The 15,417-nt window shown below is 63.6% G+C and carries 12 protein-coding genes; 4 read left to right on the top strand and 8 right to left on the bottom strand.

Annotated elements, in window-relative coordinates; genetic code table 11:
• Window positions 1-80: 80 nt before the first annotated feature.
• From NKI59_RS12590 to NKI59_RS12555, 8 genes are all read right to left on the bottom strand, one after another.
• Window positions 81-1,073, bottom strand: a complete 993-nt coding sequence (locus NKI59_RS12590; RefSeq protein WP_352704560.1) for a lipid A biosynthesis lauroyl acyltransferase — start codon at window positions 1,071-1,073, stop codon at window positions 81-83.
• A 1-nt stretch (window position 1,074) separates the two neighbouring features.
• Window positions 1,075-2,103 carry a zinc-binding dehydrogenase gene (locus NKI59_RS12585; protein WP_352704557.1) on the bottom strand — a complete coding sequence of 343 codons (1,029 nt, stop codon included), beginning with the start codon at window positions 2,101-2,103 and terminating at the stop codon, window positions 1,075-1,077.
• Between the two features lie 82 nt (window positions 2,104-2,185).
• On the bottom strand, window positions 2,186-3,475 hold the full coding sequence (locus NKI59_RS12580; RefSeq protein ID WP_352704555.1) for a beta-ketoacyl-ACP synthase: 1,290 nt from the start codon (window positions 3,473-3,475) through the stop codon (window positions 2,186-2,188).
• Between the two features lie 75 nt (window positions 3,476-3,550).
• Entirely contained in the window at window positions 3,551-4,738 is a 1,188-nt protein-coding gene (locus tag NKI59_RS12575) for a beta-ketoacyl-ACP synthase (protein ID WP_023676463.1), read from the bottom strand.
• Between the two features lie 39 nt (window positions 4,739-4,777).
• Complete coding sequence (locus NKI59_RS12570) at window positions 4,778-5,062, bottom strand: acyl carrier protein (RefSeq protein ID WP_023676462.1); 285 nt, start codon at window positions 5,060-5,062, stop codon at window positions 4,778-4,780.
• 213 nt (window positions 5,063-5,275) lie between these two features.
• Complete coding sequence (locus tag NKI59_RS12565) at window positions 5,276-5,824, bottom strand: histidine phosphatase family protein (RefSeq protein ID WP_352454578.1); 549 nt, start codon at window positions 5,822-5,824, stop codon at window positions 5,276-5,278.
• 106 nt (window positions 5,825-5,930) lie between these two features.
• Window positions 5,931-8,627, bottom strand: a complete 2,697-nt coding sequence (locus NKI59_RS12560; RefSeq protein WP_352704553.1) for a caspase family protein — start codon at window positions 8,625-8,627, stop codon at window positions 5,931-5,933.
• Window positions 8,628-8,677: 50 nt separating this feature from the next.
• On the bottom strand, window positions 8,678-8,932 hold the full coding sequence (locus NKI59_RS12555; RefSeq protein WP_352704551.1) for a caspase family protein: 255 nt from the start codon (window positions 8,930-8,932) through the stop codon (window positions 8,678-8,680).
• A 149-nt stretch (window positions 8,933-9,081) separates the two neighbouring features.
• On the opposite strand from NKI59_RS12555, the gene NKI59_RS12550 reads away from it, so the two are divergent.
• From NKI59_RS12550 to NKI59_RS12535, 4 genes are all read left to right on the top strand, one after another.
• The gene (locus tag NKI59_RS12550) at window positions 9,082-10,032 is read left to right on the top strand and encodes an AEC family transporter (protein WP_352451970.1); all 951 of its coding nucleotides are present in this window, start codon (window positions 9,082-9,084) and stop codon (window positions 10,030-10,032) included.
• A gap of 191 nt (window positions 10,033-10,223) precedes the next feature.
• Window positions 10,224-11,681, top strand: a complete 1,458-nt coding sequence (locus NKI59_RS12545) for an NAD-dependent succinate-semialdehyde dehydrogenase (protein WP_352704549.1) — start codon at window positions 10,224-10,226, stop codon at window positions 11,679-11,681.
• 82 nt (window positions 11,682-11,763) lie between these two features.
• Entirely contained in the window at window positions 11,764-12,789 is a 1,026-nt protein-coding gene (locus NKI59_RS12540) for an aldose epimerase family protein (RefSeq protein ID WP_352704547.1), read from the top strand.
• A 330-nt stretch (window positions 12,790-13,119) separates the two neighbouring features.
• The gene (locus tag NKI59_RS12535; protein ID WP_352451967.1) at window positions 13,120-15,048 is read left to right on the top strand and encodes an adenylate/guanylate cyclase domain-containing protein; all 1,929 of its coding nucleotides are present in this window, start codon (window positions 13,120-13,122) and stop codon (window positions 15,046-15,048) included.
• The last annotated feature ends 369 nt before the right edge of the window (window positions 15,049-15,417 follow it).

Here is a 15,417-nt window from a genome sequence, read left to right as displayed (position 1 = left end):
CACCATAGTGAAATTAATAGCATAGCTGCCGGCACAAAGCAAGAACAAAATAGGGCCTGTGCCCAAAAAGATCGTTCCGCTCAGGCGGCTTTGTCGCGCACTGTCGCCGGTCGACGCTTTTTGCGGCCGCTGATCTCCCAGCGCTTGTGGAACCACATCCACTGGCCGGGGTCTTCTCGCACCCAGCGCTCGACCACCTCGTTGAGAAGCTGGGTGGTGGCGCGGACGTCGACACTGCCGCCGGCGGTGCGCGGCAAGGTGAGCTTGTCCTCGATCTCGAGCCGGAAACGGTTGTTCGGCAGGCGCACGCAGCGCGCCGGGTAGACATCGCAATCGTAGTGCCGCGCCAGGGTGCCGAGAACCCGGTTGCTCTCGCAGGCGCGGCCGAAGAATGTCGTCTCGAGCCCGCCCGTGAATTTCTGGTCGACCAGCACGCCGATATTGCCGCCTTTCTCGAGGATGGCCGCAAGTGCGAACGAGGCACCGGTCGAAGACGGCAGCAGCGATCCCATGCTCGAGCGGCGGGTCGAGAGGATGTAGTCGGCGAGGTAAGGGTTGTTGGGCGGGCGAAAGAGCGCCGTGATGTTCATGCCGAAGGTCGCCGCCGCTACTGGCAGCAGCTCGAAATTCCCGAGATGCCCAGTGAAGACGATATGCGGCTTGTCCTCGCCGGCAATGCGCACGAAATGCTCCACGCCCTTGACCTCGACACGGCCCGGCTTCGTCGCAGTGGGATCGTAGTCGAACAAAGCATCGAGAAAGATGTATTCGGTGGCCAGGCGGGCCATGTTGCCCCACATGTCGGAAGCGATCGCCTCGATCTCGGCATCGCTCTTTTCCGGATAGGCCTTGCGCAGATTGTCGACAGCAACCTGATGGCGCGCTACCCAAGGGCCAATGCGGCGGGCAGCGCGGTCGGCGAAATTGAGCGCCCTGTCGGGCGGCAGCAGGCGCAGCGCGGAGATGATGATCATCGCGACGCGCGCGACCAGCCAGTAGTTGAACTGGCGAAGCCGCCTGCCATAGCGGAATCCGACGTCCCTGCGGATCTTCCTGAAGGCGTTGCCGATCATTTCAGCCGACGCGCAGGATGATCTTGCCGAAGACGTCGCGGCCTTCCATGCGCTTCAGCGCCGCATCGATGCCGTCGAAGCCGACCTCGGTGTCGATCACCGGCGCGACCAGGCCCGCGGCCATCTTCTGCATGGCGTCGGCCATGTTTTCCATGCGGCAGCCGAACGAGCCTAGCAGCTTCAACTGCTGCTGGAACAACTGCATCAAATTGATCTGTGTCGACACGCCGGAGGTCGAGCCGCAGGTGACCAGCCGACCGCCGCGTTTGAGGCACAGCATGGACGCGGCAAAGGTGTCGGCGCCGACATGCTCGAACACCACGTCGACGCCCTTCTTCTTGGTCAGCTTGCGCACGATGCCTTCGAAGCGGTCGTCGCGGTAATTGATGACGTGGTCGGCGCCGAGCGCCTTGGCCTTGTCGATCTTGTCGTTCGAGCCGACGGTGGTGATGACCGTGCAGCCCATCTTCTTGGCCAGCTGAATCGCGGCGGAGCCGATGCCGGAGCCGCCGGCATGGACCAGTATCGTCTCGCCGGGCTGCAGCCGGGCATTGTCGAACAGCATGTGCTCGACCGTGCCGAAGGTGACAGGCGCCACCGCCGCGCCGATTTCGCTCACGCCGGGCGGAGCTGGGACCAGAAGGCGCGCCGGCAGGTTGATCTTTTCCTGCGCAAAGCCGTCGAGATGGAAGCCGTGCACGCCCGAAACATGCTCGCAGAGATTGTCGCGGCCTTCGCGGCAGGCGCGGCAAAGACCGCAGGTGCGGGCGCCATAGATCGACACCAATTGCCCGGTCACAAGGCTGGAAACGCCGGGGCCGACCGCCTCGACCTCGCCGGAAGCCTCGGCGCCGACGACCAGCGGCAGCTTGCGCTTGGCAAAAGCCATGCCGCGCCAGCCCCAGACGTCGATATGGTTCAGCGCCACGGCCTTGATGCGCAGCGTCACCTCGCCGAGCGAAGGCGGCGGCGGCGGCGGCAGGTCCACCGTTTCAAGCCGGCGATCCTCGATAAGTTGCAATGCGCGCATGCCAGATCCCAGGTTGCGCATGACCGAGAACCGTTTCGGAAGGGATCATGCGCACGACAACAGTGCTAGAGCGAACGGTCGCTTAGACCGGTTCCCGCGCCATGACAAGGCAGGTGTTCTGGCCGCCAAAGCCGAAGGAGTTCGACAGGACGGTGCCGACCTCGGCATTGCGCTTGGTGTTCGGCACCACGTCGAGGACGATTGCCGGGTCGGGATTGTCGTAGTTGATGGTCGGCGGAATGACGCTTTCGCGCATCGTCATCAGCGAAAATGCTGCCTCGACGGCACCGGCAGCCGATAGGGTATGGCCGATCATCGACTTGTTCGACGAGACCGGCATTGACGAGATCCGCTCGCCGAACACCGTCGACAGCGACAAATGCTCCATCTTGTCGTTTTCGGGCGTCGAGGTGCCGTGGGCGTTGACATAATCGATCCCGTCCTCGCTCAAGCCGGCATCGGCAAGGGCGGCGCGCACCGCCGCGATCGCCGGCGAACCGTCCGGCTTGGAGCGGGTGCGATGGAAGTCGTCGGCCTTTTCGCCGCAGCCGCGCAATATGCCGAGAACGGTGGCACCGCGGGCAAGTGCTGCCTCCAGCGATTCCAGCACAAGGGCGCCCGAGCCTTCCGCCAGCACGAAGCCGTCACGATCCTTCGAGAAGGGTTTTGAGGCCTTTTCGGGGATGTCGTTATGGGTGGAGAGCGCCGATAGAAGCGAGAAGCGGATCAGCGCCTCGGCGGTCGCCGAGCCATCGGCGCCGATCGACAGCGCCCTGTCGCATTCGCCGCGGCGGATCGCCTCGACGCCGAGCTGGATCGCCGTGGCGCCCGAAGCGCAGGCTGTCGACAGCGTGATCGGCAGGCCGCGCGTGCCGAAACGGTCGGCAAGCCGGTCGGCAATCGAGCCGAACTGGGTGGTCTCGAAGATGTCGAGTTCCCTGAGGCCGCGCGCCACCCGCAGCAGCCTTTCGGCGCCGGAATCATGCCTGTCTGAATTATTGGGCTTGTCGGAATTGTAGAGCGAAAAGCGCTCGCTCCAGTCGAGCTCGACCGGCGGCGAAGCGAGGAACAGCGGTCCGCCGAAATCGCCGGCATCGAGGCCTGCCTCCGACATCGCTTCCTGGGCGGCGGTTTCGGCAAGCTCATAGGTGAGGAGACTGGCGCCCTTGGAGCTCGACGGCAGGAAGTCGACCATGCCGGAGATGCGGGTGTTGAGATGATCGACCGGGAAGCGGGTGATCGGATGGATGCCGGATTTGCCCGATGTCAGCGCCGCCCAATTGTCGGCTTTGCCGACACCGAGCGACGTCACCACGCCGATGCCGGTGACGGCGACGATGGGCCTGCCCATGTGGTCGTTCAAATTGGCCATTTGTTGTCCAAAAACCTGTTTCTCTTGGAGCGTCGGATCGCCCGAAAACCGCGTCACACTTTTCGGTCCGATGCTCTAGGCGGCTTTGATCAGCGCCATGCCCTCGAATTGGTGATAGCCGATCGCCGTTGCAAGGACGGTCTTCGGGACACCGGCAAACGGTTTTTCGACTGTGGCGTCGAAGACAGGGTAAGCGGCCTTGCGGTCGACAGCCAGGGCCGCCAGCGCAACGGCAAAGGGGAACTGCGCTTCCTTCATGTGGCCGGTCAACGTCGAAAAGCCGCGTGCGGCGATCGCCGGATTGGCGTCGAGCGCCGATTTCTCGGCGGCGGTCGCGGCATGGGCGCCCGAAGCGCCGGAGATCGCGAGCAGCTCGCCATTCGGCAATGCGGCCTGCTTCAGCAGCGTGTCGATCTCGCCATCGAGTTCGCCCCGCCGGCGCCTGGCGCGGCCGGACAGGACCGGGCCGAGTTCCGCATAGATCTTCCGGCCACGGCTTTCCGCATGCTCGCGTTGCTCCAGGACGAGAAACGCGCCGCCGGATCCGGTCACCACGCCGCCGCCTTCGGCACCTTGCCTTTGCCAGACCGGCCGCCACGCCCCGCGATGCAGGTAGCCGGCCAGTTCATAGCCGAGCAGCATGTCGGAATGTTCGGTCTGGAAAGCGCCGCCGACCAGTATATGCGTCGACTGGCCGGAGCGGATGCGCGCGGCCGCCGTCTCGACAGCGGCAACGCCGGCACCTTCCTCGCCCATGAAGGTGCGCGACGATCCCGTCACCTTGTGGACGATCGAGATGTTGCCGGCGAGCAGGTTGGAGAGCTGTGCCAGAAACAGCGTCGGGCGCAATTCCGTGGTCAGCTTCTCGTTGAGCAGCACGTCGCGGTCATTGCGGCTTTCCGATGCTGCGAGAATGGCCGCGTCGACCGCCTCGTCGCGCTCGCCGCCGCCGGCGGCCACCACCATGTCCATGGTCGCGCAGAGTTCGTCATTGCCCTTGATGCCGGCATCGTCGAGCGCAAGGCCGGCCGCATAGGTGCCGAGCCTCTGCCAGGTCTCCATCTGCCGCTGGTCGCCACGCTTGGCGATCTGCAGGTTCCAGTCGATCTCCGGCAGCGGGTGGACCGTATAGGGCGAGAAGCGCGAGGCCTCCAGAACCGGTTCAAGGCGCGGCTGGACGAGCTTTTGCCAATGCGCATCCGGACCCTCGCCCAACGACGAGACAAGGCCGATGCCTGATATGACGACGTCGCGGGGGTTCATGGGCGGCTGTTGTGGGTGAGGGCGCGTCAAGCGCTGTGCTTAGATGGCGTTCTTGGCGGCGACGAGCGCGTCGATCTTGGCGCATAGGTTCTTCATGACGAAATAGTCGTCGGTCGAAGCCTTGCCGTCGTTGACCTCTTGCGTCCACTTTTCCAACGGCACCTTGATGCCGAATTCCTTGTCGATGGCAAAGACGATGTCGAGGAAGTCGAGGCTGTCGATGCCGAGATCGTCGATGGTGTGGCTTTCGGGCGTGATCGTCTCGATGTCGATCTCGCTGGTGTCGGCGATGATCTTGGCGACTTTGTCGAACGTGGTGGACAAGGGCTTTTCCTTCGATTGCGGGCGGAATCTGTCCGCATGTGTTTTGGGCTGTCTAATCGGTTTTTCCGGGCAGGAAAAGGCCTGATGCGCCGCGCGCAGATGGGATTGCTGCCCAGGCAGAGCAAGATGAGATCGGAATCCAATCACGGCTTCTCGTGGCAGTGGCATTTCGGCAACACCTATCTCGCTCGACGCGAGGAGCGACCGGCGCGGTCAGAAGGTAACGCGGCCGAGCACCCGCAGGCCGTCGCCCTGCGGCTCGACGACCACGGCTTCGCCTTCACGCGGCGAGATGCCGGTCAATTCCTTGATGTCTTCGAGATGCGTGACCATGACCAGATTGTCGGAGCCGGAATAGCCGCGGATCTCGGCCAGGATCGCAGCGATCTGGGCGGCCTTCTCCTTTTCGTCGGTCTTCAGCAGGTCAAGCGGTGCGAACGGCTCCGGTTCGCTTTCGAAAGCTATGCGGGCGGTTTCGAGGCAGCGGCAATAGCGGCTGGACAGCACGCGCTCGACCGGTGCGGCGCGGGCGCCAAACAGCGCGCCGATCTTGCGCGCCTGTTGCTTGCCGCGCTCCGAGAGATTGACCTGGGTGGCGCATTTGCCGAGGTCGAAATTGGCCGCATCGGTGGTGCCGGTGACCATGGCATGGCGAAGCAGCACGACATGCCCGCCGTCGCGCAGCAGCGCCCAGCCGGCTTCCGTCGCATGGGCTGTGGCGGAAACGGCGAGCAACAGCAGCGCCAGCACAAATCGAAGCATCAGACATCCTTTTCGGGTGACCGGCAGGCAGGTCCCCGGTGACCGGCATATAGGGACGGCAAAGCCGGCTGAAAGACAAGCCGAGTGCAACCTGCGGCCGAGACGCCTATTTCTTCGCTATCTGCTTCTTCACCAGATCGATCTTGCGGTCGGTCAGGGGGATGGGGAGTGTGTAGCCGGCTTCGGTAAAGCCCTGCTTGGCGTTCTCGAAGAATTCGATCGCCTTTCGGTATTCGGCATTGCCACCGCCATAGCTGCCGCGGTTCCAGTGGACGTCGCCGAGATTGTTCTGCTCGAAGGCCCATTGCATCGGCTGGCCTTCGCGGGTGAAGACCTTGAGCGTTGCCTCGAAGGCGGCTTCGGCTTCGTCCAGATATTTGCCGGTGCGTTCGAGATTGCCGAGATTGATCAGGCTCATGCCGATGCCGTTCTGCGCGTTCGCCCAGTCGACGGGCGAGGTCTCGAAGGTCAGCACCTCCAGCGCTGCCCGGCGCGCGGCGATCGAAGCGGCCAGTTTGCGGGGATCGGCCTCGCTCATGCTCAGCCATTGCAGCGCCGAGCCTAGACCGGCCTGCGCCAGTGCCCATTGCCGCGGCGTCGTCTCGCGCTTGTATTCGCGAAGTGCATCGCGATAGGCCTCGATCGCCTCCTCGTAGTGCACCGGCTTGTCGGTCACGCCGCCGAGCAGTTGCAGCGTGTTGCCGAGATTGTAGTGGGTCATCGCCCAGTCGAGCGGAAACTCCTTTTTGGTATAGACGCGCCTTGCCGCCCGGTATGCAGCGGCCGATTGCTCAAGCCTGGCAGGATCGCGCGTGCGCTGGCCGAGCGTCTGGTAGATCGAGCCGAGATTGTTCTCCGCCGAAGCCCAATCCGTCGGAAAACGCTGGCGTGTGAATATGGTCAGCGCGTCGCCATAGGCGGCAGCCGCCTCTTCGAGCAGGCCGGTGCCGAGATCGAAACGGGCAGCACTGCTCAGCGCGTTACCCAGATTGAGACGGCTGCTCGCCCAGGAGAGCGGGAAGGTGTCGCGGGTGCGGATTTCGAGCGCGGCGCGGAATGCCGCGGCTGCCTCGTCGATTTTTGCCTTGTCGTTGCGTTGCGTGCCGAGAGACACCAGCGTGTTGCCGAGATTGTTCTGGACCATCGCCCACTGAACGGGGGCTTTTTCGCGCGTGTATTCTTCAAGCGCCAGCCGATAGGCGGCCTCGGCCTCAGTCAGGCGTTCGCCGTCCGGTTCGCGCTCCGAAAGCGCGTAAAGCGCAAGGCCAAGGTTGCTTTGCGAGGCGGCCCAGTCCAGCGGGACCTGGTCGCGCGGCCGCTTCTCCAGCGTGGCGCGCATCGCCACCACCGCCTCGTTCAGGCGTTTCGGGTCGCTCTCGCGTTCGCCGATCTTCAACAGCACATTGGCCAGGTTGTTCTGGGCCGCGGCCCAGTTGATGTCGTCCTTCTCGCGCTCGAACACGGCAAGCGAATCGCGAAAGATTTTCGCTGCCTCTTCCAGCCGGTCGGTTTCGCGCTCGCGCTCGCCGATCGTCTGCAGCACCACAGCCATGTTGTTGCGGGTGATCGCCCAGTCGCGGTTCTGCTCGCCATTGGGGATGAAGTTCAGGATGACGCGGTAGGCGTCGATGGCGTGCTGCAGCGCTTGCCTGTCGCCGGTGGCGTTGCCATGCGCGTTAAGCGCTTCCGCCTCCTGGTTCTTGTAGTTCCAGCGCAGCCTGTCGTCCCATCTCTCGACCAGCGAGAAGGCCTTGCCGTAATCGTTGGCGGCCGACAGATAGTCGAAGACCAGCGCCGAGGCGTCGGCACGGCTGGCATAGACCGTCGCGTCGGCAAGACGCTTCTGCCTGACCAGATCCTCTGCCCGATCGACCACGCCGCTGGCCTGCTCGACCCGGCCCACCGCCTGGTCGAGGAAGTTGCGCGCGGTGACGATGGCGCCCTGGCCGATCGCCTTGTCGGCCGAGGCGACGAGGCGGCTGATCTCGGGGTCGTCGGTGCGCAGCGCGTCGCGCTCGGTGATCATCTTCTTCAGACGCTCGGCCTGGGCGTCGAGCAGCTTTTGCAGGTCGGTGGGGTCCTCCGGCATCTTTTCGGTGCCGAGCGCCTTCAGCACGCCATAAAGCGCGTCGAGCGGCACGCCGTCTTGCAGCGAGGTCAGTTCGACCTGTGCCCGCTTGGGGTCCGGCAACTCGGCGATCGTCAGCAGCAATTGCCGCCGCTCGCCGGTTATCAGGTCGTCGTCGCTGGTCGGCTCCTGCGGTGCATCGCCGAAATAGAGCAGCCGGCGCAGGCTTTCATTGACCCATGGCCGCTGCTTTGCCTTGGTGTCGAGATAGACCTCCTCGGTCACCATGCGCATGACCGAGCCGAACTCGGTGCCCTTCATTGCCGCTAGGTGGCGCAGAAGTGCCGCTGCGTAGGGGCTGTTTTCGCCGACGATGCCGTCGAGTGCCGGCCGCCCCGGCTCGGCGGCAAAGCCGATCACCGTTCCCAGATTTTCCGTCGCGGTCGCGTTTGCCAGTGCCCTGGCACCGCGCACCGGCTCCAGGCCGCCGGCGCTGATCGGCGAGGCCGAGGCCGTCGGCGCCCGGCGCAGCACCGCATCCGCCGGAAACGGGTTGGTGCGGCAGGCATCGAGCAGCATGATCGTTACCGGCACGGTCGTCTTCAATTCGTCCATGACGGCGGAGATCGGCACCAGGGCCTGATCGGCGTCCTTCAATGAAGAAACGTCGGCGTCGACCGGCACCAGATAGTTTTCGCCGCCGGCCTCGATGCCGTGGCCGGAATAGTAGATCAAGGCGACGTCGGCGTCCTCTGCATCCTCGGCGAAACGCTCGAGGTCGCGCTTCAGCTTTGCCGTGTGACGCTGCGCGCGTCGAAGCCGAGATCGGTCAGCATCTTGGCGATGTCGCGGGCGTCGTTGGCGGGGTTGGGAAGAGCCGCTATGTGCTGGTATTTCGACTGGCCGACAATCAGCGCCACGCCCTTGAGGCTCGCCGGCTCCGCGGCATGAGCCGAGGTCACCACGAGGCAAAGCACGGCGCCGACGAAAGCCGTCAGCCACGCCTGCTTGAAGAAGTGCTGATTTCCGACAAGGCCCATTCGCCGCGTGTCCCCCGACAACCCTGTATAGCGCTGGCATCCAACCATGAGCAAATTCGGGCAAGATCCGAGCGGCCGGATTGTTGGCCGGTACATTCGCGAGGGAAGGGCGATTGCGCCGCCGCCGGGGCTCGCCTATCACGGGAAAAATGTCTCCGCTTACCGAAACCGTCCTCTTCGTCTTCAGTCTCGTCGGGCTCGGCTATCTTGCCGGGTTGACCGGCTATTTGAAGCCGGCGAGCGGCGAGGGCGTATCCGAATTCGCCATCAACGTGGCAATGCCGCTTTTGCTGTTCCAGACCATGGTAAAGGCCGATTTCCACGGCGTGGCGCCGTGGTCGCTGTGGGGCGCCTATTTCGCGGCGGTCGCGCTCACCTGGGCCACCGGCCATCTGGTCATTACGCGCATCTTCGGGCGGGACGCCCGCGCCGGCGTCGTCGGCGGCGTGTCGTCGTCCTACTCCAACGTTGTCCTGCTCGGCGCGCCCTTCATCATCGGCGTGTTCGGGCCGGCCGGGTTCGAAGTGCTGTCACTGCTCGTCTCCATTCACCTGCCGGTGATGATGATGGCCTCGATCATCCTGTTCGAGATGTTCGGCCGCGGCGGCAGCGAGCCTGTACATCCGCTCCGCGTCGTCAGGAGCTTTCTCAGGCGGGTATTCATCAATCCGCTGATCATCGGCATACTGGCCGGGCTGGCGTGGCGCTTCACCGGTGCGCCGCTGCCGGTGCTTGCGACGCGGCTGAGCGACGCGCTGGCCGGCACGGCCGCCCCGGTGGCGCTGTTCGCCATGGGGCTCAGCCTGCGCCGTTTCGGCATTTCCGGCAATGTAAGGCCGGCGCTGGCGCTGTCGGCGCTGAAACTGTTCCTGATGCCGGCGCTGGTTCTCGGCCTGGTCTGGCTGATCGGCCTGCCGCCATTGACGGCCAAGGTGGCGGTCATGGTTGCGGCGTTGCCGTCCGGCATCAATTCCTATCTCATCGCGGTGCAGTTCAACACCGGCCAGGCGCTGGCGTCGAACCAGATGACCATCGCCACCGCCTGTGCGGTCGTGACCACTGCGTTTTGGCTGACAGTGGTCGTCCATGTTTTTGGATAAGAACCCGGGTTTTTGGATAAGGACCCGGCTGCATCGCCTCTCGCTTTGGCTGGCCCAAACCCTATATGCCATCTTGTGATTGCTTGCGGGGCTTGCCCTGGGCTAAGAGCAGTGGCTCTAGCGATGCTATCGCGCACGTCCATTCACGAAATCAGCGACCGGCCCGCCAGGTGCCGAACGGAGGCGAGATCATGCTTCAGAAAACCAGCCATTTCATGCGGCAGGCCAATCTCATCAATGGCGAATGGGTGCAGGCCGATTCAGGCCAGACGGTCGACGTCAACAATCCTGCCACCGGCCTCAAGATCGGCACCGTGCCGAAGTCGGGCAAGGCCGAGACTCGCCGCGCCATCGAGGCCGCCGACGCTGCCTTCAAGACATGGCGCAAGACCACCGCGCTCGAACGCTCGAAGCTGTTGCGCAAGCTGCACGACGCGATGATGGACAATCAGGACGTATTGGCCGAATTGCTGACCATCGAGCAGGGCAAGTCGCTGTTCGAGTCGAAGGGCGAGATCGGCTCGGCCGCGTCCTACATATTGTGGTTCGCCGAAGAGGGCCGCCGCACCTATGGCGATGTCGTGCCGTCACCCTGGGCCGACCGCCGCATCCTTGTGACCAAGGAGCCGGTCGGCGTCATTGCCGCCATCACGCCATGGAATTTCCCATCCTCGATGCTGGCCCGCAAGCTCGGCCCAGCACTTGCCGCCGGCTGTACCGCCGTGGTCAAGCCGGCGTCGCAGACGCCTTACTCCGGCCTTGCCTGGGGCGCGCTTGCCGAGGAAGTCGGCTTCCCCAAAGGCGTGATCAATATCCTGACCGGCGCTGCCGGTGAGATCGGCGACGAGATCTGTGCCAACCCGCTGGTCAAGAAGATCACCTTCACCGGCTCGACCGAGGTCGGCAAGATCCTGATCCAGAAGTCGTCGGTGACCGTCAAGAAAGTGTCGATGGAGCTCGGCGGCAACGCCCCGTTCATCGTCTTCGATGACGCCGACATCGAGCGGGCCGTCGCCGGCGCCATCACCGCTAAGTACCGCAATTCCGGCCAGACCTGCGTCTGCACCAACCGCTTCCTGGTGCAGGCCGGCATCTATGACCAGTTCGTCCAAAAGCTGGCTGCTGCGAGCAACGGACTGAAGGTCGGTTCCGGCCTCGAGGACGGCGTCCAGCAGGGGCCGTTGATCGACGAGAAGGCGGTGGAGAAGGTCGAGGAGCTGATTGCCGACGCCACCGCCAAGGGCGGCAAGGTCGTCGCCGGCGGCAAGCGCCACGCGCTCGGCGGCTCGTTCTTCCAGCCGACGGTGATCGCCAATGCCACGCCGAGGATGCGCTTCATGAAGGAAGAGATTTTTGGCCCGGTGGCGCCGGTGTTCAAGTTCGAGACCGAGGAAGAGGCCGTGGCACTCGCCAACGACACCGAGTTCGGCCTGGCCTGCTACTTCTACACCGGCGATCTCGGCCGCGCCTTCCGGGTCATGGAAGGGCTCAAATACGGCATGGTCGGCGTCAATGAAGGGCTCATCACCACCCCTGAGGCGCCGTTCGGCGGCGTCAAGGAATCGGGCCTCGGTAAGGAAGGCGGCCATCAGGGCATCGAGGACTATCTCGACACCAAATATGTCTGCATCGGCGGACTTGGTCTCTAGAAGCCTCATGCGGTAATACCGAAAAAGACCCTGAGCCGCTTCGGAAAAGGCCAGGCTGGCGTCGAGCAACGAACTTGCGAGCATGGCGATGAAGGACGGCGAGGTTTTCGGCACGACGCAGGCGGGCGAGGAAGTCCGCCGTTTCACCATTCGTGGCGGCGGCCTTACCGCCAGCATCATCGGCCTGGGTGCGATCATCCAGGATCTGCACCTGGCCGGGCACGAGGCGCCATTGGTGCTCGGCTATGATCGTTTCGAGCACTATGAGACGGATACCGCCTTCTTCGGCACCGTCGTCGGGCGCTATGCCAACCGTATCCGCGACGGCCGCTTCACGCTTGCCGGCAAACGCTACCAGACCGAGCGCAATTTCCTCGAAAAGCACACGCTGCATGGCGGTTCGCAAGGTTTTTCGCGCCGTGCCTGGGCGGTTTCGCTGCATGGCAGGGATTTTGTAACGCTGACCCTGCACGACCCCGACGGCACGATGGGCTTTCCCGGCGCGCTCGACGTGACCTGCACCTACCGGCTCAAGATCCCCGGCACGCTCAGCGTCGAACTGACCGCCACCTGCGAGGAGCCGACGCTCTGCAACCTCACGCAGCATTCCTATTTCAACCTGGATGACGGCGGCACCGGCGACATTCTCGACCACCGGCTGATGCTGAATGCCGGCGCCTATCTGCCGGTCGACGCGGATCTGATCCCGACAGGCACGGTCAAGCCGGTCGACGGCACGCCCTTCGATTTTCGCCAGGCGCGGCCGCTGCGCATGGAGACCGAGGGCGAGCAGCTCCCTTACGACCAGAATTTCTGCCTCGCCTCGACGCGCGGGCCGCTGAAGCAGGCGTCGTGGGCGCAAGGCGCGAATTCCGGCGTCGAGATGGAGCTCTGGACCACCGAGCCAGGTGTCCAGCTCTATACCGGCCAGTACCTGGCACCGTCCTCGCCTGGACTAGGCGGACGCCAGTACAAGGCCTTTTCGGGCTTCTGCCTGGAGCCGCAAATCTGGCCGGATGCGCCGAACCGGCCGTATTTCCCGCAAGCCACGCTGTGGCCGGGCCAGATCTACCATCACGTGACGGAATACCGGTTCAGGCTGCCTTAGGGCATGACCCCCGGAAACCGGCATGGTTTTGCTGCGCTGACCTCCGGTTCGGAAAGGATCATGCAAAATTCAAAGTGTTATAGCGTCCTTTGCGCGTCCAATGACGCGCGGCGCTCTGGAGTCAAAATCACTCTGAACGACCGACTTCGAACCCTCTCGGACCTTTGACGCCGAGAGCCCTGACGACGCAAGTTGACCCGTTGAAGACGTTCATCCGCACCCGGTCGAAAGTCAGGAACGGCTGACGAGCGGTCATTCACCGCGCGGCCAACGGCGCGTTCTGGCTCCGACGCTTCCATGGGTGTAGGGTTGTGCCATAAAGAGGCGCATATGGCGGTTCCCCCTCTCAATCGGAAGCTGCTGGCGATCCTGGCGGCCGATATGGTTGGCTACTCGAAAGCGATGGAGGCCGATGAGGCCGGAACCATTGAGCGATTGAAAACCGTTCGTTCCGAGGTGTTCGACCCCGCCATCTCCCAGCACCATGGCCGCGTCGTCAAGTTGATGGGCGATGGCGCGCTTGTCGCCTTCGAAAGCGTGGTCGACGCAGTCGCCTGCGCAGCGGAAATCCAAAGCGCGGCGGCCGCGCGCAATGAAGGTCTGCCAGAGCCTGAGCGCATCGTGTTCCGCATCGGGGTCAATCTGGGCGACGTTGCGCTGGTTGACGGCGATGTCTATGGCGACGGCGTCAATGTCGCCGCGCGGTTGCAGCAACTCGCTGAGCCGGGCGGCGTGATCGTATCGGGCACGGCCTTTGACCATCTGCAGGGCAAGCTTGATTTGCCCCTCGATTTCGCCGGCGAGCAGCAGGTCAAGAACATCAGCCGCCCCGTGCGGATGTACCGACTGAGGCTCGATGGCAAGCGGGTGCGTTGGACCTTACGCAAGGCGATGCCGCGCTGGACCAGGACGACTGCAGCGGCCATCGTCGTGCTGGCTCTGGCGGGTGGAGGGACCTGGTGGTTCTTTCAGCCCGCGCCGCTGGGGGCCAAGCCATCGGTCGCGGTGCTGCCCTTCAATAATTATGGCGGCGACGAGGCCACCGGGCGTTTGGCCGATGGCTTGACTGAGGATATCATAACCGACCTCGCGCGGTTTCCCGAACTTGAGGTCGTGGCCCGGAATTCGACGGAAGTTTACAAAGGCAAGCCGGTGGATGCCCGCCAGGTAGCAAGTGCGCTCCATGTCGGCTTCGTACTAGAAGGCTCTATCCAGCGGCAAAATGGGCGGGTGCGGGTCACCGCGCAGTTGATCGATGCACAAACCGGCAACCATCTTTGGTCGGATCGTTGGGACCGGCCTGCTGAGGACGTTTTCGCCGTCCAGACCGAGATCGCAGAGCAAGTCACCAACCGTCTGGGCGGCGGCGTAGGGTTGATTCAGGCGGCCGGGCGGGCCGCGGCCAAACGTAAACGACCTGAAAACCTGAATGCTTATGATTATTATCTGCTCGGGACCGAGAAGATTGAAAAGATCACCATAGCGGATGAGGAGGAGGCCATCGCGCTTCTCAACCGCGCCGTTGAGCTGGACCCCGGGCTGGCCCGGGCCTGGGTAGAACTTTATCATGCTCATGGTATATTGGCTGGCTTCGGTATCAATCCCGAGAGCGAGATCAAGGCGGCTGCCGATGTGGCCGAACGCGCGGTGCGGCTCGATCCAAGTGACGCTGAGGCACACGCCGTGTTTGGTATGAGCCTCAGCCAGAAGGGCGACAACGCCCGCGCCAAGGCTGAGCTGGACACGGCCCTTCGTCTAGCTCCCGGTTCGTCCGAAATCCTGACATTCTATACCGGCTTTGCGGCACGCTTCAATGAACCCGAACGCGGCGCTCAGATGGTCGACCAAGTAATGCGGCTCGACCCGAACTACCCGATGTGGACGTCCAACTTCTTCGCCCCTGCCTATTTTATGGCCGGCCGATATGAGGACGCGTTGAAGATGCTGGAGCGCATGACGCCTAACAACTACGACAAGTGGAAGTGGGTGGTGCTTAGCAGCTCCCTTGCGGCTCTGGGTCGAATGGATGAGGCGAATGCTTCGGTTAGGGAAACTCTCAAGCAGTACCCGGACCTGACCGTCGAGAGCATGATTAATGAAGTGGGCTTGAGCACTAAAGAGCGCAGCCGGTTTATTGAAACAATGCCGCTCGCCGGCTTTCCGGCTTGCGCCAAGCCCGAGGCGCTGGCGAAACTCGCCAAACCTGTGCGATTGTCGGAATGCGAGACGGGGGAGGCGAAGCCTCTCGGGCAGCCATAGAACACCCCTGTGCAAAGAAAGGCGAGGGCCGCTGCTCGCCAGCGCGCGAACGGCGCGCGTTGCCAGGAACGACCGCTGTGCATCGAAAGCGACAGTTCACTGGCCAAACGATGAATGGCGGCAAGTGGCGCTTAAATTTGGGTCCTTATCGGCTGCCGGAGAGCCAATCGCTCTCGAGTGCAGGCACTCCAGTGGAGTCCAGACGTTGGATTGGACCCTCGACCTCTACAAAAGCTCACTGAGCTTCGGGTCGGGCTACGACGGCATTCCGAAGCGATCGCTTCGGCGAGAAGTCGTCGTTCTCAATCGGGCGAAGGGGGAGACATCGGCGAAGACGGCATAAGGGAGGATGGGCCAGACCGAGCCGAC

The organism is Mesorhizobium sp. M0598 (assembly GCF_040320865.1).
In the GTDB taxonomy this organism is placed as follows: domain Bacteria; phylum Pseudomonadota; class Alphaproteobacteria; order Rhizobiales; family Rhizobiaceae; genus Mesorhizobium.
Note: the sequence above shows the minus strand (reverse complement) of the source record. Positions and strands in the feature narration are given on the sequence as shown.